Here is an 18,039-nt window from a genome sequence, read left to right as displayed (position 1 = left end):
GGCTTGCCTGCGATGCAGGCACCTCGGTGTATCTATATCACCGAGGTGACGCTATCGCAGGCAAGCCAGCTCCCACAAAAGCCAGCCCCCCACACTTACCGACGTTGAAAGTCAGTCGAGGGTCGAACCACTCACCGCCACGCCACGCTCCGGGAAGAACAGACGCTGCAACTCCGCCCCCGGGTTCTCGGCGCGCATGAAGGTCTCGCCCACCAGGAACGAGTACACCCCACTGATTTCCATCAGTTCCACATCGGCACGGTTGACGATGCCACTCTCGGTAATCACCAGACGGTCACGCGGAATCCGCGGCAGCAGGTCGAGGGTGTTTTCCAGGCTGACTTCGAAGGTGTGCAGATTACGGTTGTTGACGCCCACCAGCGGGGTGTCGAGGGTTTTCAGCGCACGTTCCAGCTCATCACCGTCGTGTACTTCGACCAGCACATCCAGGCCGACACCCTTGGCCACGGCCGCCAGCTCCGCCATCTTCACATCATCCAGCGCGGAGACGATCAGCAGCACGCAGTCGGCGCCCAAGGCGCGGGCTTCGACGATCTGGTACGGGTCGACCATGAAATCCTTGCGGATCACCGGCAACTTGCACGCCGCGCGAGCCTGCTGCAGGAACAGGTCGCTGCCTTGGAAGTAATCGATATCGGTGAGCACGGAGAGACAAGTCGCCCCGCCCTTCTCATAGCTCTTGGCAATGTCTTCAGGAATGAAGATCTCGCGGATCACACCCTTGCTGGGCGAAGCCTTCTTGATTTCAGCAATGACGGCAGGCTGTTTTTCCTTGGCCTGCTTGATCAGCGCATTGGCAAAACCACGCGGTGCGTCAGCGATTTTCGCCTGGCTTTCCAGCTCGGCGAGGCTGACGCGAGCACGGCGCTCGGCGACTTCTTCGGCCTTGCGGGCCAGGATCTTTTCCAGAACGGTCGGCACACTCATCCTTCATTCTCCATCTTGAATACTGCGGTGAATGCTCCCAGTTCTTCGAGCTTCTCGCGAGCCAGACCAGTGTGCAGCGCATCGTGGGCCAAGGCGACACCTTCCTTAAGACTATAGGCGTGGTCGGCTGCGTAAAGTGCCGCGCCAGCATTCAGAACAATCATTTCCGCCGCTTTTTGACCGTTCTCGGTCTTGCGACGCCCGAGGGCATCGCGAATCAGTTCCAGCGATGCCGCCGGGCTTTCCACCGCCAGGCCGTGCAGGCTCTGGCTTTTCATGCCCAAGTCTTCAGGCTCGACCCAGTATTCGGTGACCTGGTCGTCCTTCAACTCCGCCACGAATGTCGGTGCTGCCAGGCTGAATTCGTCCAGGCCGTCCTTGGAATGCACCACCAGCACATGCTTGCTGCCCAGGCGTTGCAATACTTCCGCCAGGGGCCGGCAAAGGGCCTGGCTGAACACGCCGACCACCTGGTGCTTCACACCGGCCGGATTCGTAAGCGGGCCGAGCATGTTGAACAGGGTGCGCAGGCCGAGGTCCTTGCGCGGGCCTGCGGCGTGCTTCATCGCGCCATGGTGGGACTGGGCAAACATGAAGCCGATGCCGACGTTGTCGATGCAGCGCGCCACTTGTACCGGGGTCAGGTTCAGGTAGATGCCGGCCGCTTCCAGCAGGTCGGCGCTGCCGCTCTTGCCGGACACCGCACGGTTGCCGTGCTTGGCCACGGTGCAACCCGCCGCCGCGACCACAAAGGAGGACGCCGTCGACACGTTGAAAATATTCGCACCGTCGCCGCCGGTGCCGACCACGTCGACCACGCCATCGAGGGTCTTGAGCTCAACCTTGTCCGCCAGCTCGCGCATGACCGACACGGCGCCGACGATCTCGTCGATGCTCTCGCTCTTCATGCGCATGGCCATCATGAACGCGCCGATCTGCGCGTCGGTGCATTGACCGGTCATGATCTCGCGCATCACATCGCTCATTTCAGCGGTGCTCAGGTCCAGGTGGCCGACGATACGGCTCAGGGCAGTCTTGATATCCATGGAAAGTCCTTAGCGCGTGCCGCCGCTCTGCTTGAGAAAGTTGGCGAACAGCTCGTAGCCCTGCTCGGTCAGGATCGATTCGGGGTGAAATTGCACCCCTTCGATATTCAGTGTCTTGTGGCGCAGGCCCATGATCTCGTCGACCGAACCGTCTTCCAGCTGGGTCCAGGCGGTGAGTTCCAGGCATTCCGGCAGGGTCTCGCGCTTGACCACCAGCGAATGGTAGCGGGTCACGGTCACCGGCAGGTTGAGGCCGTGAAACACGCCCACATCATTATGGAACACCGGGCTGGTCTTGCCGTGCATCACCTGGCGCGCGCGCACCACGTCACCGCCAAAGGCCTGGCCGATGGACTGGTGGCCCAGGCACACGCCCAGGATCGGCAGCTTGCCGGCGAAATATTGGATCGCTTCCAGGGAAATACCCGCCTCGGTCGGCGTGCACGGGCCTGGCGAAACCACGATGCGCTCCGGGTTCAGGGCAGCGATCTCGGCCACGCTCAGTTCGTCGTTGCGCACTACCTTGACCTCGGCACCGAGCTCGCCCAGGTACTGCACAACGTTGTAGGTAAAAGAGTCGTAGTTATCAATCATCAGCAACATGGGGGAAACCTCAGGAATTGGGGGTCTGTTCAGCCAGCGCAACGGCGCGGAACATCGCGCGGCGCTTGTTCAGGGTTTCTTCCCATTCGAGGGCCGGCACCGAGTCGGCGACGATCCCGCCGCCGGCCTGCACGTGCAGTTCCCCGTCCTTGATCACCGCCGTACGGATCGCAATGGCGGTGTCCATGTTGCCGTTCCAGGCGAAATAACCCACGGCGCCGCCGTAGACACCGCGCTTGACCGGTTCCAGCTCGTCGATGATCTCCATCGCGCGGATCTTCGGCGCACCCGACAAGGTGCCCGCCGGCAGAATTGCGCGCAGCGCGTCCATCGCGGTCAAGCCGGCTTTCAGCTCACCGGTGACGTTGGACACAATGTGCATCACATTCGAGTAACGCTCGATCACCATCTTCTCGGTGAGTTTCACCGAACCGATTTCCGACACACGCCCCGTGTCGTTGCGGCCCAGGTCGATCAGCATCAGGTGCTCGGCGATTTCCTTGTCGTCACTGAGCAGGTCTTCTTCCAGCGCCAGGTCGGCTTCTTCGGTCGCGCCACGCGGGCGTGTGCCGGCAATCGGGCGCACGGTGATCAGGTTGTCTTCGACCCGCACCAGCACTTCCGGCGAACTGCCCACCACGTGGAAGTCGCCAAAGTTGAAGAAGTACATGTACGGCGTCGGGTTGAAGCAGCGCAGCGCGCGATACAGGTCGATCGGCGCAGCCTTGAAGTCGATGGACATGCGCTGCGACGGCACCACTTGCATGCAGTCACCGGCAAGGATGTATTCCTTGATGGTATCGACCGCGCGCTCGTAGTCATCCTGAGTAAAGCTTGAACGAAAGATCGGGTCGGCTGCCGGTGGACGGCTGAGGTCCAGGCCGCGACGCGGGGTGATCGGCTGGCGCAGTTTTTCCAGCAGGGCTTCGAGGCTGTCCTGGCCCTGCTCGAAGGCGTCGGCCTTGGACGGGTCGGCGAGCACGATCGCGTGCATCTTGCCGGCGAGGTTGTCGAACACCACCACCGCATCCGAGACCATCAACAGAATGTCCGGCACACCCAGCGGATCCGGGTTCGGGCATTTGCCCAGGCGTTTTTCCACGTAGCGCACGCAGTCGTAGCCGAAATACCCCACCAGGCCGCCGTTGAAACGCGGCAGGCCAGGGATGGTCGGCACGTTGTAGCGCGCCTTGAAGGTTTCGACGAACGCCAGCGGGTCTTCCACGTCATGGTTTTCGATCTCGACGCCATCATGGGTGATGCTCACGTGATGGTCGTGCACCCGCAGTACGGTGCGGCACGGCAGGCCGATGATCGAGTAACGGCCCCACTTCTCGCCGCCCTGTACCGATTCGAGCAGGTAGGAGTTGGGCTCGTCGGCCAGTTTCAGGTAGATCGACAGCGGCGTATCGAAGTCGGCCAGGGTTTCGCAGGCCAGGGGAATGCGGTTATAGCCGGCAGCGGCCAAACGCAGGAATTCTTCGCGGGTCATGATGTGCCTCGTGGCATGAGGGTCTAACAGTCAGGTATGCAAACGTGCCGCAGCGCGGCCAGGATCAGTCAGGCGCGCCAACGCCAGCGGGCCAGGGCCTTGATGACTTTCATCCAGAGTTTGCGAGTGACCACCACGATGGAATTTCCAGAAGGGGACGGATCGATGTCGGGCAACGTTATCTCAGCGCCCGCTCCCAAGCAACCGGGGATTAACAGTCGCAGGTCATCAATCACCAGCGCCGGCGACTCTTCGGCGATCGGCCGGCCATGGTTGTAGCCGTAACTGAGCGCCACGCACTGCACGCCAGCGGCCTTTGCCGCCAGCACATCACTGCGCGAATCGCCGACAAACAACGACTGGGAGGCCGGGATATTGGCCATTTTCATCACGAAAAACAGCGCTGCCGGGTCGGGCTTCTTCTGCGGCAAGGTATCGCCACCGATGATCCAGCGGAAATACCGGCCGATTTTCATCTGGTCCAACAGCGGCGCGACGAAACGCTCCGGCTTGTTGGTGATCAGGGCCATTTCCACGCCCTGCTTGCTCAGCCATTTGAGCGTGTCGCGCACGCCGGGGTAGACCACGGTCAGTTCGTGGCCGCCTTCATAGGCGGCATTGAACAGTTCCAGGGCGTGCTCGGCCTCGACATCGTCGACGCCTTCGGCATCGATGTGATTGGCCAAGGCCCGGCGCACCAGCATCTGCACGCCGTTGCCGACCCACTCGCGCACCGATTCGATCCCCGCCGGCTTGCGCCCCAGCTTGAGCAGCATCTCGTCCACCGCCGCTGCCAGGTCAGGCACCGAATCGATCAACGTACCGTCCAGATCGAACATCACCAGCCGTGGCAGCTTGCCGGGAAACAGCTGCTCGAAGCCGCTCATGGACGCGCCAGCGCCAGTTCTGCACGCATCTTGTCGATGACTTCCTGGTAATCGGGGGCGTTGAAGATCGCCGAGCCGGCCACAAAGGTGTCGGCGCCTGCTGCTGCGATTTCACGGATATTGTTGACGTTGACCCCGCCGTCGATTTCCAGGCGGATATCGCGGCCCGAGGCATCGATCAGCGCGCGGGCTTCGCGCAGTTTGTTCAGGGTGCCGGGGATGAACTTCTGCCCGCCGAAGCCTGGGTTGACGCTCATCAGCAAGACCATGTCGACCTTGTCCATCACGTATTCAAGCACGCTCAAGGGGGTCGCCGGGTTGAACACCAGGCCCGCCTTGCAGCCGCCTTCGCGGATCAGTTGCAGGGTGCGGTCGACGTGCAGCGTGGCTTCCGGGTGGAACGTGATGTAGGTGGCGCCGGCCTCGATGAAGTCGCCGACGATGCGGTCCACCGGGCTGACCATCAGGTGCGCGTCGATCGGCGCGGTGACGCCGTACTTGCGCAGCGCCGCGCAGACCATCGGGCCGATGGTCAGGTTGGGCACGTAGTGGTTGTCCATGACATCGAAGTGCACGAAGTCGGCACCGGCGGCCAACACTTTGTCCACTTCCTCACCCAGGCGGGCGAAGTCGGCGGAGAGAATCGATGGAGCAATGACGAAGGGCTGCATGACGCACCTTTTTTGAGCTAAATCACGATGGCGCGCATTGTATACCTCATGCTTTGCCCTGCGCACCGTGACCTGGCTCAACGGCTAGTACGCAGCCCGATAGATTTTCTCGATATCCGCCGCGCTGAGCTTGCGCGGATTGTTGCGCATCAGGCGCTCGATACCGGCCGCTTCGGTGGCCATGGACGCGATAGCCTCCTCGGGCACGCCAAAGCTGCGCAGGCCTGCCGGGATCTCCACGGCAGCGCACAAGCGTGTCATCGCCTCGACTGCCTGGTCGGCCGCATCGTTGACGCTGAACCCGCTCACATTCACGCCCATGGCCTGGGCAATGTCCTGCATGCGCTCGACACAGGCCAGCTTGTTCCAGTGCATCACATACGGCAGCAACAGGGCGTTGCTCACGCCGTGGGCGATATTGAAGCGTCCGCCCAGCGGGTACGCCAATGCGTGCACCGCGCCGACCCCGGCGTTACCGAATGCCATGCCGGCCATCAGGCTCGCGGTGGCCATGTCATCGCGGGCCTGCAGGTTGGCCGGGTTGGCGTAGGCCTTGGGCAGCGCCGTGGCAATCAGCTTGATCGCGCCAATGGCCAGGGCATCGGTGATCGGCGAGGCGTTCAGCGACAAATAGGACTCGATGGCATGCACCAGCGCATCCACACCACTGGCCGCGGTGACACTGCGCGGGCAGGTCAAGGTCATTTGCGGGCTGATCAACGCGACATCCGGCAGCAGGTAATCGCTGACGATGCCTTTCTTCAACTGCGCGGCCTTGTCGGAGAGGATCGCCACATTGGTCACCTCGGAGCCGGTGCCGGCAGTGGTGGGGATCGCGATCAGCGGCGGGCCCTTGCGCGGCACCTGGTCGACGCCGAACAAATCCGCCAGTGCGCCGTGGTAACCGGCATAGGCCGCGACACTCTTGGCGATGTCGATGGCGCTGCCACCGCCCACGCCGATCAGGCCATCGTGCCCGCCTTCGCGGTACACGCGCATGCAGTCCTCGACGATGGCGATTTCCGGGTCGGGCAGCACGCGGTCGAAGATTTCGTAAGTGCGCTCACCAAGGTGTTCAAGCGCCAGCGCCACGGTGCCGGACTTGACCAGTGCGGCATCGGTGACGATCAGCGGGTTGTCCACATCCAGGCGTGTGAGTTCGGCAGCCAGTTGTTCGATGGCGCCAGCGCCGGTCAGCAGTTTGTGGGCGATCTTGAATGAGGAAGTACTCATGTGCGCGGCCTCTTATTCGGAAATGGGCTGGCACTAGAGTAGCTGAGGGAAATAGGTTGTCAGCCATTCAGCAACTGAATGGTCTGAATGAACACAAGCCCGCTCCCACATTTTGATCTCCATTTGGGTTTAGACCTGCGCGGTACGCAGTTTCTCGCTGCGGCCGCGCAGCCATTCCAATGTCAGTAACAGCAAGACCGAGAAGGCAATCAACAAGGTCGCTGCCGCAGCAATGGTCGGGCTGAGGTTCTCGCGGATGCCGCTGAACATCTGGCGCGGCAGGGTCGCTTGCTCGGGGCCGGCGAGGAACAGCGTCACCACCACCTCATCGAACGACGTGGCGAAGGCGAACAGCGCGCCGGAGATCACCCCCGGTGCAATCAACGGCAGGGTCACCCGGCGAAACGCGGTCAATGGCGAAGCGCCCAGGCTGGCAGCCGCCCGCACCAGATTATGGTTGAACCCCTGCAACGTCGCCGACACGGTGATGATGACAAACGGCACGCCAAGCACGGCGTGCACCACAATCAGCGAGAAGAAACTGTTGCCCAGGCCCAGCGGCGCAAAGAACAGGTAACTGGCCACGCCAATGATCACCACCGGCACCACCATCGGCGAAATCACCAAGGCCATGACCAAGGCTTTGCCGGGGAAATTCCCGCGCGTCAGGCCAATCGCCGCCAGCGTGCCGAACACCATGGCCAGCACCGTGGCCGCCGGGGCGACGATGATGCTGTTCTTCAAGGCACGCATCCATTCGGCCGAGGCGAAGAAGTCCTGGTACCAGTGCAGCGAAAAACCCTGCAGCGGGTACACCAGGAAACTGCCGCTGTTGAACGACAGCGGGATGATCACCAGCACGGGCAGGATCAGGAACAGCAGGATCAGGCCGCAGAGAATCCGCAAGCTGTAGAACCACACCCGCTCAACGGGCGACATATAAGGGCTCAGCATCACAAGGTCTCCTCAGCTCAGTCGCAGGCGACTGGCGCCCACCAGCCGGTTATAGATCAGGTACAGCACCACGGTCGCGAGCAGCAGCAAGCCGCCCAGCGCCGTCGCCATGCCCCAGTTGATGCTGGTGTTGGTGTAGAAGGCCACGAAGTAGCTGACCATCTGGTCGTTCGGGCTGCCGAGCAGCGCCGGCGTGATGTAGTAACCAATCGCCAGGATGAACACCAGCAGGCATCCGGCGCCGACCCCGGCGTAGGTCTGCGGGAAGTACACGCGCCAGAAGCTCGCGAATGGGTGACAACCCAGGGAAATTGCCGCACGCATATAGGTGGGCGAGATGCCCTTCATCACGCTGTAGATCGGCAGGATCATGAACGGCAGCAGGATGTGCACCATCGAGATGTAGACCCCGGTGCGGTTGAACACCAGCTCCACCGGTTTGTCGACCAGGCCCATGCCCATCAACGCGCTATTGATCAGGCCACCGGACTGCAGCAACACGATCCACGCCGCCACCCGCACCAGGATCGAGGTCCAGAACGGCAGCAGCACGAGGATCATCAGCAGGTTGCTTTTGCGCGCCGGCAGGTTGGCCAACAGGTAGGCCAGGGGATAGGCCAGCAGCAGGCACACGAAGGTGATCACCAGGCCCATCCAGAAGGTGCGGGCGAAGATGTCCAGGTAGATCGCCTGGTCCGGCGTGGCCGGGGCGACTTCGCCGAGGTCGTCGATGCGATGATCGACGGCCGCCAGCAGGTAATACGGCGTGAGGCTGCTGGTATTGCGCCGGATCGCCTGCCAGTACGCCGGGTCGCCCCAGCGTTCATCGAGGCTTTCCAGCGCTTCTTTATAGGAAGCGGGTGCGTCGCTGAACGGCAGCGCCCGCGCGGTTTTGGTCAGCAGGCTGCGATAGCCGGCCAGTTCCATGTTCAAGCGCTTGGACAGGTCGCCCAGGGTCTGGTTTTTACGCGCTTCGCCCAGGTCCTCGCTGAGGGCCTGATACACCGGCTCGCCCGGCAAACCCCGGCCATCCCAGGTCTTCACCGCGACCACGGTGCGCGGCAGACCGCCCACCACTTCCGGGTTGCCGACGCTTTTGTAAAGCAGCGCAACAATCGGCACCAGGAACACCAGCAGCAAAAACAGCACCAGCGGCGCAATCAAGGCCTGCGCCTTCCAGCGATTGAGCCGCTCGGCACGCGCCAGGCGCTGCTTGAGGGTGGGGCTGGGAATGGCGATAACCATGGCAAACTCCGGAACTTGAAAATGAATGCGCTCTGCCCAACACAGCAGATTTCATGTGGGGGCGGGCTTGTGTGGGAGCGCGCTGGCTCGCGAATGCGGTGTGACAGTCAGCCCATGAGGAGACTGATCCACCGTATTCGCGAGCAAGCCCGCTCCCACACTTACCGGTTCGCACATGGGTCCAGCGGTGTTGCAGGTTATTTGGCAGCCCAGGAATTGAAGCGCTGCTCCAACTGCTCGCCGTTGTCCGCCCAGAAGCTCACATCGATCTGCACCTGGTTGGCGATGTTCTCTGGCGTGGTCGGCATATCCTTCAGCACATCCTTGGCCAGCAACGGTACGGCTTGGGTATTGGCCGGGCCGTAAGCGATGTTTTCCGAATAGGTTTTCTGCTGCTGCGGCTGCACCGAGAAGGCGATGAATTTCTTCGCCGCTTCCGCGCGATCCTTGGCCAGGCCCTTCGGAATAGCCCAGGCATCGAAGTCGTAGATGCCGCCGTTCCACACCACTTTCAGGTTGCTCTCTTTCTGCACGGCAGCAATGCGACCGTTGTAGGCCGAGCTCATCACCACGTCACCCGAGGCGAGGTACTGCGGCGGCTGGGCACCGGCTTCCCACCACTGGATCGACGGCTTGAGTTCGTCGAGTTTCTTGAACGCACGGTCCTGGCCATCCTTGCCGGCCAGCACTTTGTAGACGTCCTTCGGTGCAACCCCATCAGCCATCAAGGCGAATTCCAGGGTGTACTTGGCGCCCTTGCGCAGGCCGCGCTTGCCCGGGAATTTCTTGGTGTCCCAGAAATCTGCCCAACTGGTCGGCGCAGAAGCCAGCTTGTCGGCGTTGTAGGCCAATACGGTGGACCACACGAAGAAGCCCACGCCGCACGGCTGGATCGCGCCCTTCACGTAGTCGCCCGCGTTGCCGAACAGTTTCGGGTCCAGTGGCTCGAACATGTCTTCGTCGCACCCACGCGACAGTTCCGGGGATTCGACTTCCACCAGGTCCCAGGACACGCTCTTGGTGTCGACCATGGCCTTGACCTTGGCCATTTCGCCGTTGTACTCGCCAGCGACGATCTTGCCGTTGCCGGCGCTTTCCCACGGTGCATAGAAGGCCTTGACCTGGGCCGCCTTGTTCGCGCCGCCGAAGGACACGACCGTCAGGTCCGGGCCTGCCATGGCCTGTGTCGCGCCCATCAATCCAATCGCCAGGGCCGAGTATTTAAGGGATCTCAACATTGTTGTTCTCTCCACGTGCAGGGTTGGTGAAGCCATGGGGCGATCAATTCGCCTCTAGAAGTGGGTCGAGTGCGCGAACGTGCTCGACTTGCCAGCCAATCGGTACCACGTCGCCAACCGCCAACGCTGGGTCCAGCTCGGCGATCGGTTGTTTCACAAAAAAATCGGTCTTGCCGCAGACTTCCAGGCGCACACGCACGTGGTCACCCAGGTAGATGAACTCCGCCACCCGCCCGGAGAAACGGTTGCTGCAGCTCTCGCTGGAACCATTCAGGCTGACGCGTTCAGGGCGTACCGACAGGGTCACCGGGCCGCCGACCTGGCCGACGTTCACCGCCAGCGCCTCGACCTTCTCGCCGCGCGCCAGCTCCACCACGCAACGGTCGCCGGTATGGCTGTGCAGGCGCCCGTTGAGGCGATTGTTCTCGCCGATGAAGTTGGCGACGAAGGTGTTCTTCGGCTCTTCATAGAGGGTGCGCGGCGCAGCAATCTGCTGGATCTCGCCCTGGTGGAACACCGCTACCCGGTCAGACATGGTCAAGGCTTCGCCCTGGTCGTGGGTCACGTACACCACGGTCACGCCGAGCCGCTGGTGCAGGTGCTTGATCTCCATCTGCATGTGTTCACGCAGTTGTTTGTCGAGGGCGCCGAGGGGTTCGTCCATCAGCACCAGTTGCGGCTCGAACACCAGCGCCCGGGCCAATGCCACGCGCTGTTGCTGGCCGCCGGAGAGTTGAGCCGGGTAGCGCTGGGCGAAGGCGTCGAGCTGGACCATATTCAGCACGCGCTTGACCCGCTCGCTGATGTCGGTCTTGCTCAAGCCGCGCACCGACAGCGGGAACGCGAGGTTCTCGGCGACGGTCATGTGCGGGAACAACGCGTAGTTCTGGAACACCATGCCGATATCACGCTTGTGCGGCGGCACGTTGTTGATGGAGCGGCCGACCAGTTGGATTTCGCCAGCGGTCGGCGTTTCAAAGCCGGCGAGCATCATCAGGCTGGTGGTCTTGCCCGACCCGGATGGCCCGAGCAGGGTGAGGAACTCGCCCTTGCGAATCTCCAGGTTGAGGTCCTTGACGATCAGGTTCTCGCCGTCGTAGCTCTTCTGCACGCCACGAAAGCTGACCAGCACATCATTTGAATCCACCTCGCTCATACCCGCACCTTTGTGTTTTGGACTGCCGTGGCACAAGCGTAGTCCAGCCGCGAGACCCCGGAAATCGGGGGCCAGGAGAGAATCGCATCAGCCGGATGGAAGGTTGGGGGTAGGGATCGCCCTACACGAATGGCGGGGACAGGACAGTGCTGCGACAAGATGCGAGCTGCAAGCGGCAAGAATGGGCATCTACCTGCGAAACACCTGTCGCAAACAGACACGCCCCTTCCCTGTAGGAGCCCGGCCTGCCGGCGATGCGTACGAAGAGTCGCCTTCGCCGGCAAGGAATAGACATCACCCCGCGTCCTACAAAAGCTTGTGCTCCATGGCGTACTTCACCAGTTCCGCCAACGAAGTGATATTGAGCTTCTGCATCAGCCGCGCCTTGTGGGTGCTGATGGTCTTGCTGCTCAGCGCCAGCTGCTGGGCGATGTCATTGACATTCGCGCCCTGGGCCAGGCGCTCGAACACCGAGAACTCCCGCTCCGACAGCAGCGAATGCAGCGGACGGGCGTCGGTCAGGCCGACTTCAAAGACCATGCGGTCCGCCAGGTCCGGGTCGATGTAGCGCCCACCGGCCGCCACCTTGCGGATCGCCGTGAGCAACAGCGCCGGGTCGCTGTCCTTGGTTGCGTAACCGGCAGCGCCGACCTTCAGGGCGCGGGCGGCCATCTGCGCTTCATCGTGCATGGACAGCACCAGGATCGCCGGCGGATTGCTCAACGCGCGTATCCGCGCAATCGCCTCCAAACCGTTGACGCCAGGCATCGAGATATCCAGCAACACCACCTCGCAGGGCACATGGCGCAAGGTCTCGAGCAACTGCTCGCCATTGCTCGCCTCGCCCACGACCTGCAGGTCTTTGGCCAGGCCGATCAATTGCTTGATGCCCTCTCGAACGATGGTGTGGTCTTCGGCTACCAGTACGCGAATCACAAGGCCTTCCTCTTAGGGTTATGCATCCAACGGCACCGTGACACTCAGGGTCGTGCCCTCCCCCAGCTCGCTGTCCAGGCTCAGTTGCCCGCCCATGATCAACACCCGCTCGCGCATGCCCACCAGGCCAAACGACACGGGACGCCCGTTGGCCTGGACGAAGCCGACGCCGTCATCACTGATGGTCAGCCGCAGGTGGGGACCTTCCACCACCAGCGTCAGCTCGACAGTATGCGCCTGGGCATGGCGCATCACATTGGTCAGCGCTTCCTGCAGGATCCGGAACAGGCCGATGGCCTTGGCATCACTCAGGGTCGGCAGGTTCTCCGGGACTTGCACCAGGCAGGGGATTTGCGTGCGCGCTTCAAAGCGCCGCGCCTGCCACTCGATGGCCGAGGCGATCCCGGCATCCAGGATCGGCGGGCGCAGCGCCGTCGCCACGTCCCGCACCAGTTGGAACAGCTGGGCGATCAGGCGCTTCATGCTGTTCAGGCGCTCATGCAGGCCTGGGTCCAACTGTGCATAGGCCAATTCGCACATGGAGGTTTCCAGCTTGAGCACGGTGAGCATTTGCCCCAGCTCGTCGTGGACTTCGCGGGCGATGCGCGCTTTTTCTTCCTCGCGCACCGTTTCCAGGTGGGCCGACAACTCGCGCAACTGCGCTTCACTTTGCAACAGGGCGGCCAGGGTACGGCGCAGTTCGGTGACATCGTTGAGGTAGACCACCAGGTATTCAGCTTCGGCGAACCGCAGAAAACTCAAGGACACGTTCGCCGGCAGGATGCTGCCATCGGCGCGCCGGCAATCGGTGGCGAAGTTCTGTGGCCCGTCTTCACTGGCCCGCGCGCGCTTCCACAGGTTGAGCCAACGGTCCATGTCCAGGGAAGGATCGAGGTCGGCCAACGGCCGTTCGATCAGGGCGCCGGCGTTATAACCGAGCATGTTTTCGGCCGCGCGGTTGGCGTAGCGCACGTGGCTGTCCCAGTTGACCCACAGGATGCCAACGGTGCTTTGGTCGATGGAGAACTGCGTCAAGCGCAAGGCTTCAGCACCGGCGGCGCGGGCCGCGCTTTCTTCGCGGGCGGCCAGCAGGCCTTGCTCGAGCACGCGTTGCTGGCGGCGCTGCCAGAACACAATGGCCAGGCTGGCGAGCAGGAGCAGCCCCAGCAACAGGCTGAGGTTTTGCCACAGGCCCGGGGATTCCGTCATGCGTGGGTATTTGGGCTGCAGCCAGCGGTTGTGCAGTTGGTCCAGGTCACGGGCGGGGATGGCGCGCAAAGCGCTTTGCATGATGCCGGCCAGCTCCGGCCAATCCCGGCGCGTGGCCACTCGCAGCAACTGCGGCAGGCCGATGTCGCCCACCACCGCCAGCCCGGCGAACTCGGCCTCGCCGGACAAGCGGCTCAACTGCGCTTCATCCACCACGGCATACCGGGCCTGTTGGCTGACGAGCAACTGCAGGGCCTGGCGCTCCATGGGCACACCTTGCAGATTGAGGCCGGGATACGTACCGCGCAGGTAATCGGCCACGGCACTGGGCATGCGCACCGCGACACGCGATTGCTCGTCGAGCTTTTCCAGTTCGACCGCCCCGCCACCGTCACGGACACCCACGATGTGTTGCGGCACGCGCATATAGGGATCGGTGAACAGCCACAGGCGCAAACCGGCCGGGGTCTGTTGCAGGCCGGGGGCGATGTCCACTTCGCCGTCGCTCAGGGCCGCCTCCAACTGCTCCTGGCTGGGGAAGTTGCGCCAGGTCAGTTCGATATTCAGCGCCTTGGCCAGCCATTGCATCAGCTCGACATTAGCCCCGGACAACCGCTGCAGGCGGCGGTCGTATTGTGCGTATGGCGCCTGCAGCACCAGGCCCACCCGCAACTCCGGGTGCCGGGCCAGCCATTCGCGCTGGGCCGCATTCAGCTGCGCTTGTGGGGCCGCGGGCGCAGGGGCGGCGTTCGCCATCAAGGCAAAGCATAAACAGCCGATAACCAGCAGACAGCGAAAACCCATGATCCACGTCTCACATCACTGACAAATACTGACCAACCCATTAGGCTGCTGGAATCACTTCTGGCCGGGAATTAACGATGCCCTTTCTCCACCGTTCGGCACTGCCAGCATTGTGCCTGTCGCTACTCTTTACCAGTGCCTTTTCCGTACAGGCGGCCGATGCACCCGCGCCTGCGGCGGAAAAACCGGTCGAACGCCTGCCCTTGCCCGAGCGCAGCCAGGAAGAAGCCAGTGCCCTTGAGCGAAAAATCCCGCAACAGGAACAGCAACAGTTGCAGGCCGGCAGCGACTCATTCCTCGCCCTGTGGAAACCGGCCAACAGCGCCGAACCCGAAGGCGTGGTGATTATCGTACCAGGCGCCGGCGAAAATGCTGACTGGCCGCAAGCAATCGGCCCGTTGCGACGCAAGTTTCCGGACGCCGGGTGGGGCAGTCTCAGCCTGTCGTTGCCGGACACCAGCATGGACACGCTGCCGCCGCGCGTCATGGAAGCGTCCAAGGCCACTGTCGACACCAGCAGCAAAGACGCGAGCACCGCCGACAAACCCATCGAACAGGCCGCCAGTGCCGAAGCCGAAGGCACTGATCCGGCCGTGGTACCCGGCGCCGACGAGCAAGACAAGACCGACGCCTCACGCATCTTCGCGCGCATCGATGCCGCCGTGGCCTTCGCCCAGACCCAGGGCGCACGCAGTGTGGCGCTGGTCGGTCATGGCACCGGGGCCTGGTGGGCCGCGCGTTACTTGAGCGAGAAGCAGCCGTCCCAGGTACAGAAATTTGTCATGGTCGCGGCGCAGACGCCCACCGGCCGCCAACCGGACGTCGAGCAGTTGGCTCCCGGCCTGAAACTGCCGACCGCCGATGTCTTCTATCAAGACACCGCCCAGGCACGCAAAAACGCCCTGGCCCGTGCGCAGGCGGCCAAGCGCTTGAAGAATGAAGGGTATAAGCAAGTGACATTGAAGACCCTGCCCGGCAACAGCGCGGCCGAGCAGGAGCAGTTGTATCGGCGGATTCGCGGCTGGCTGAGCCCGCAGGCAAGCAGCGACTAACCCCGACTTTCAGGAAAACCGCAGACCTCCTGTGGGAGCAGGCTTGCTCGCTCTCACAATAGGGTTGTCACACTCACATCGCGTGACTTAACGGAAATCCCGGCGCTCGCGAATCAACGCATAGGCGCTGTGCAATTCGCGGGTGCGTTCGGTGGCCTCTCGCACTTGCGCGGGGGTTGCACCACTGCCGGCAATCTTGTCCGGGTGGTGGCGGCTGAGCAGGCGGCGGTAGGCGCGCTTGATCACCGACGGCTCGCTGGTGGAGGTCACGCCAAGCAAACGCAGCGCGTCCTGATAACTGCCACCGCGATTGACCAACGGCTTGCGCTCCGGCGTGTAGTCCGCGGCCAGTGCCTGCAGTTGCTGCGGCGTCCAGCCCAGCCACTTGCCCCACAGGTCGATCAGGTCACGCTCGGCGTCATCCGCCCGGCCGTCCGCCCAGACCATCCGCCAGCACGCACGCAACACACCTTCGGCCGCATGCGGCTGAGCCTTGAGCACACGCAGGTAGGTGCGCACACGGTCAGACCCGGATTTGCCGCGATTGAACGCCGCGATCGCCCGGCGCTGGGCCGAGTCGGTCATGTCCAGCGAACGCATCTCCTGGCGCGCCTGCTGGATATGCCCGTCCACCACGCGACCATTGCTCTTGGCCAGGCGCCCCAGCAGCACGAACAATAACTCGTCATTGCGTAGCGCCGGGCGCCCGCCCAGGCGCTCGCGCAACTGTGCCCAGCTTTGCAGTTGCAGGCGGCGGTCCAGCGCCTGACCCAACAGCGCACCCAACAAGGCCCCCGGAATGCTGGCAATGGCAAAGCCAGCCCCGGCGCCGATCAGCGTCCCTGGCCACAACATGCTACTGCCCCGCTGTCAGCAGGGTTTCGACTTGCGCCAGGCGCTCCAGCGTGCCGACATCAATCCAGCGTCCCGCCATGTGTTCCCCCGTCACCAAACCTTTGGCCATCGCCGCGCGTAGCAGCGGCGCCAGCTTGAAGGCACCGGCACTGCAACCCGCGAACAATTTCGGGTCGAGCACTGAAATGCCACTGAAGGTCAGGTTATCGGCACCGGGCGCCGCATCATGAAGCACGCCTTGATCAAGGTAGAAATCACCGCCGGAGGGGTGATGCGCCGGGTTGTCGACCATCACCAGATGCGCCAGGCCCTGCAGCGGTTGGCGCAGCCGGGTGAAATCGTAGTCGGTCCAGATATCACCATTGACCACCAGGAAGGGTTCATCCCCCAGCAGCGGCAAGGCCTGGAAAATCCCGCCGCCGGTTTCCAGCGGCTCGCCTTCCGGGGAGTAGCGGATGCGCAAGCCAAATTGCGCGCCGTCGCCCAGGTAGCTTTCGATTTGCTGGCCCAGCCAGGCGTGGTTGATCACGATATCGGTGAAGCCGGCCTTGGCCAGCGCCTCCAGGTGATATTCGATCAGGCGCTTGCCACCGGCCTGCACCAGCGGCTTGGGCGTGTGCAAGGTGAGCGGGCGCATGCGCTCGCCTTTGCCCGCCGCCAGGATCATCGCCTTCATACGCTGGCCTCGGCGGGCTGGCGCAGGCTGGTCAGCAACTCAGCCAGTTCGCTCAACTCGGCACGCTCGGCCAGCACTGCTTCTATATAAGCAAAGAAGCGCGGCACGTCGGCCAGGTAGCGCGGCTTGCCATCGCGATGGCAAATGCGCGCAAAGATGCCGATAACCTTGAGGTGACGCTGGACGCCCATCAGGTCGCTGGCGCGCAGGAACTCGTCGAAATCCGCCTGCACCGCAATGCCGGCCTGCCCCGCGCGCTGCCAATAGCCGCGTTGCCATTCCCGTACGCGGGCCTGGGGCCAACTGAGGAATGCATCCTTGAACAGGCAGGTGATGTCGTAGGTGACAGGGCCGTAGACCGCGTCCTGGAAATCCAGCACGCCGGGGTTCGGCTCGCTGATCATCAGGTTGCGTGGCATATAGTCGCGGTGCACCAGCACTTTGGGCTGCGCCAGGGCGCTGTCGATCAGCCGATCACTGACGCGCTGCCAGAGCGCTTGCTGCTGTGTATCGAACTCGATACCCAGGTGCCTGCGCACGTACCACTCCGGAAACAATTCCAGCTCGCGGCGCAGCAAGGCGACGTCGTAGCTGGGCAACGGCGCATCCATCGGCAACTGCTGAAAGGCCAGCAATGCATCGATGGCATCGGCGAACAATCGGTCGGCGTTTTGCTCGTCGATGACGTCCAGGTAGGTTTTTCTGCCCAGGTCATTGAGTAAAAGAAAGCCTCGCGACAAATCTTCTGCATAAATTTTTGGAACATTTATGCCGGACTTCGCGAGCAAATGAGCGATATCGACGAAAGGTTTGCAGTTTTCCTGGGGGGGTGGAGCGTCCATCACGACGAACGTGCGACCACCCCCTTCCCACCGGAAATACCGCCTGAAACTCGCGTCGCTGCTGGCCGCGGTCAATGTGGCCGGGGGTACGGCACCCCAGCCTTGAGCGTTGAAAAGAATCGGCAACTGCTCATCCAGCCAGACTTCCAGCTGTTGTAAACGTAGATCTTGCTCGGGCATTACAAGGGTCTC

At 62.7% G+C, this 18,039-nt stretch carries 17 protein-coding genes; 1 reads left to right on the top strand and 16 read right to left on the bottom strand.

Annotated elements, in window-relative coordinates; translation table 11 throughout:
* Window positions 1-111 precede the first annotated feature (111 nt).
* From trpC to QMX97_RS23690, 13 genes are all read right to left on the bottom strand, one after another.
* Entirely contained in the window at window positions 112-948 is an 837-nt protein-coding gene (trpC, locus tag QMX97_RS23750) for an indole-3-glycerol phosphate synthase TrpC (RefSeq protein ID WP_282397715.1), read from the bottom strand.
* Complete coding sequence (gene trpD, locus QMX97_RS23745) at window positions 945-1,994, bottom strand: anthranilate phosphoribosyltransferase (protein WP_065904599.1); 1,050 nt, start codon at window positions 1,992-1,994, stop codon at window positions 945-947. The genes trpC and trpD overlap by 4 nt, the downstream gene beginning before the upstream one ends.
* A 9-nt stretch (window positions 1,995-2,003) precedes the next feature.
* Window positions 2,004-2,597 (bottom strand): aminodeoxychorismate/anthranilate synthase component II, encoded by a 594-nt coding sequence (locus QMX97_RS23740; protein WP_065904600.1) that lies wholly within the window; start codon window positions 2,595-2,597, stop codon window positions 2,004-2,006.
* Between the two features lie 10 nt (window positions 2,598-2,607).
* On the bottom strand, window positions 2,608-4,089 hold the full coding sequence (trpE, locus tag QMX97_RS23735) for an anthranilate synthase component I (RefSeq protein ID WP_282397714.1): 1,482 nt from the start codon (window positions 4,087-4,089) through the stop codon (window positions 2,608-2,610).
* A 68-nt stretch (window positions 4,090-4,157) separates the two neighbouring features.
* Complete coding sequence (locus QMX97_RS23730; protein ID WP_065904604.1) at window positions 4,158-4,976, bottom strand: phosphoglycolate phosphatase; 819 nt, start codon at window positions 4,974-4,976, stop codon at window positions 4,158-4,160.
* The gene (rpe, locus tag QMX97_RS23725; protein ID WP_065904606.1) at window positions 4,973-5,647 is read right to left on the bottom strand and encodes a ribulose-phosphate 3-epimerase; all 675 of its coding nucleotides are present in this window, start codon (window positions 5,645-5,647) and stop codon (window positions 4,973-4,975) included. The genes QMX97_RS23730 and rpe overlap by 4 nt, the downstream gene beginning before the upstream one ends.
* 84 nt (window positions 5,648-5,731) lie before the next feature.
* Window positions 5,732-6,880, bottom strand: coding sequence for an iron-containing alcohol dehydrogenase (locus QMX97_RS23720; protein WP_282397713.1), 1,149 nt, complete (start codon window positions 6,878-6,880; stop codon window positions 5,732-5,734).
* A gap of 129 nt (window positions 6,881-7,009) precedes the next feature.
* Window positions 7,010-7,834, bottom strand: a complete 825-nt coding sequence (locus QMX97_RS23715) for an ABC transporter permease (protein WP_017739612.1) — start codon at window positions 7,832-7,834, stop codon at window positions 7,010-7,012.
* Window positions 7,835-7,846: 12 nt separating this feature from the next.
* Window positions 7,847-9,079, bottom strand: a complete 1,233-nt coding sequence (locus QMX97_RS23710) for an ABC transporter permease (protein WP_065904609.1) — start codon at window positions 9,077-9,079, stop codon at window positions 7,847-7,849.
* A 197-nt stretch (window positions 9,080-9,276) separates the two neighbouring features.
* The gene (locus tag QMX97_RS23705; protein WP_106802479.1) at window positions 9,277-10,317 is read right to left on the bottom strand and encodes an ABC transporter substrate-binding protein; all 1,041 of its coding nucleotides are present in this window, start codon (window positions 10,315-10,317) and stop codon (window positions 9,277-9,279) included.
* 43 nt (window positions 10,318-10,360) lie between these two features.
* Window positions 10,361-11,473, bottom strand: a complete 1,113-nt coding sequence (locus tag QMX97_RS23700) for an ABC transporter ATP-binding protein (RefSeq protein WP_282397712.1) — start codon at window positions 11,471-11,473, stop codon at window positions 10,361-10,363.
* A 306-nt stretch (window positions 11,474-11,779) separates the two neighbouring features.
* The gene (locus QMX97_RS23695; RefSeq protein WP_065904613.1) at window positions 11,780-12,409 is read right to left on the bottom strand and encodes a response regulator transcription factor; all 630 of its coding nucleotides are present in this window, start codon (window positions 12,407-12,409) and stop codon (window positions 11,780-11,782) included.
* An 18-nt stretch (window positions 12,410-12,427) separates the two neighbouring features.
* Window positions 12,428-14,422 carry a sensor histidine kinase gene (locus QMX97_RS23690; RefSeq protein WP_282397711.1) on the bottom strand — a complete coding sequence of 665 codons (1,995 nt, stop codon included), beginning with the start codon at window positions 14,420-14,422 and terminating at the stop codon, window positions 12,428-12,430.
* A gap of 77 nt (window positions 14,423-14,499) precedes the next feature.
* Between QMX97_RS23690 and QMX97_RS23685 the strand changes: the two genes are divergently transcribed.
* Window positions 14,500-15,474 carry an alpha/beta hydrolase family protein gene (locus QMX97_RS23685; RefSeq protein ID WP_065904617.1) on the top strand — a complete coding sequence of 325 codons (975 nt, stop codon included), beginning with the start codon at window positions 14,500-14,502 and terminating at the stop codon, window positions 15,472-15,474.
* Window positions 15,475-15,561: 87 nt separating this feature from the next.
* Here QMX97_RS23685 and QMX97_RS23680 read toward each other — a convergent pair whose 3' ends face one another.
* From QMX97_RS23680 to QMX97_RS23670, 3 genes are read right to left on the bottom strand one after another with little or no spacing between them, the layout of a single operon-like run.
* Complete coding sequence (locus tag QMX97_RS23680) at window positions 15,562-16,329, bottom strand: TerB family tellurite resistance protein (RefSeq protein WP_106802477.1); 768 nt, start codon at window positions 16,327-16,329, stop codon at window positions 15,562-15,564.
* 1 nt (window position 16,330) lies between these two features.
* Entirely contained in the window at window positions 16,331-17,005 is a 675-nt protein-coding gene (gene murU, locus QMX97_RS23675; RefSeq protein ID WP_065904621.1) for an N-acetylmuramate alpha-1-phosphate uridylyltransferase MurU, read from the bottom strand.
* Entirely contained in the window at window positions 17,002-18,027 is a 1,026-nt protein-coding gene (locus tag QMX97_RS23670; RefSeq protein WP_065904623.1) for a phosphotransferase, read from the bottom strand. Before QMX97_RS23670 ends, murU begins: the two co-directional genes overlap by 4 nt.
* Between the last annotated feature and the right edge of the window lie 12 nt (window positions 18,028-18,039).

Origin of the sequence: Pseudomonas sp. PS01298 (genome assembly GCF_029959745.1) — a bacterium.
GTDB lineage: Bacteria > Pseudomonadota > Gammaproteobacteria > Pseudomonadales > Pseudomonadaceae > Aquipseudomonas > Aquipseudomonas aylmerensis.
This window is presented reverse-complemented; position numbering and strand designations above follow the sequence as displayed.

Excerpts from the sequence above, each read along its gene's own strand:
- QMX97_RS23705 (WP_106802479.1), bottom strand. The coding sequence starts at position 10,317 with ATGTTGAGATCCCTTAAATACTCGGCCCTGGCGATTGGATTGATGGGC.
- QMX97_RS23685 (WP_065904617.1), top strand. The coding sequence starts at position 14,500 with ATGCCCTTTCTCCACCGTTCGGCACTGCCAGCATTGTGCCTGTCGCTA.
- QMX97_RS23680 (WP_106802477.1), bottom strand. The coding sequence starts at position 16,329 with ATGTTGTGGCCAGGGACGCTGATCGGCGCCGGGGCTGGCTTTGCCATT.
- rpe (WP_065904606.1), bottom strand. The coding sequence starts at position 5,647 with ATGCAGCCCTTCGTCATTGCTCCATCGATTCTCTCCGCCGACTTCGCC.
- trpC (WP_282397715.1), bottom strand. The coding sequence starts at position 948 with ATGAGTGTGCCGACCGTTCTGGAAAAGATCCTGGCCCGCAAGGCCGAA.
- murU (WP_065904621.1), bottom strand. The coding sequence starts at position 17,005 with ATGAAGGCGATGATCCTGGCGGCGGGCAAAGGCGAGCGCATGCGCCCG.
- QMX97_RS23720 (WP_282397713.1), bottom strand. The coding sequence starts at position 6,880 with ATGAGTACTTCCTCATTCAAGATCGCCCACAAACTGCTGACCGGCGCT.
- QMX97_RS23715 (WP_017739612.1), bottom strand. The coding sequence starts at position 7,834 with ATGCTGAGCCCTTATATGTCGCCCGTTGAGCGGGTGTGGTTCTACAGC.
- QMX97_RS23690 (WP_282397711.1), bottom strand. The coding sequence starts at position 14,422 with ATGGGTTTTCGCTGTCTGCTGGTTATCGGCTGTTTATGCTTTGCCTTG.
- QMX97_RS23730 (WP_065904604.1), bottom strand. The coding sequence starts at position 4,976 with ATGAGCGGCTTCGAGCAGCTGTTTCCCGGCAAGCTGCCACGGCTGGTG.
- trpD (WP_065904599.1), bottom strand. The coding sequence starts at position 1,994 with ATGGATATCAAGACTGCCCTGAGCCGTATCGTCGGCCACCTGGACCTG.
- QMX97_RS23670 (WP_065904623.1), bottom strand. The coding sequence starts at position 18,027 with ATGCCCGAGCAAGATCTACGTTTACAACAGCTGGAAGTCTGGCTGGAT.
- trpE (WP_282397714.1), bottom strand. The coding sequence starts at position 4,089 with ATGACCCGCGAAGAATTCCTGCGTTTGGCCGCTGCCGGCTATAACCGC.
- QMX97_RS23740 (WP_065904600.1), bottom strand. The coding sequence starts at position 2,597 with ATGTTGCTGATGATTGATAACTACGACTCTTTTACCTACAACGTTGTG.
- QMX97_RS23700 (WP_282397712.1), bottom strand. The coding sequence starts at position 11,473 with ATGAGCGAGGTGGATTCAAATGATGTGCTGGTCAGCTTTCGTGGCGTG.
- QMX97_RS23710 (WP_065904609.1), bottom strand. The coding sequence starts at position 9,079 with ATGGTTATCGCCATTCCCAGCCCCACCCTCAAGCAGCGCCTGGCGCGT.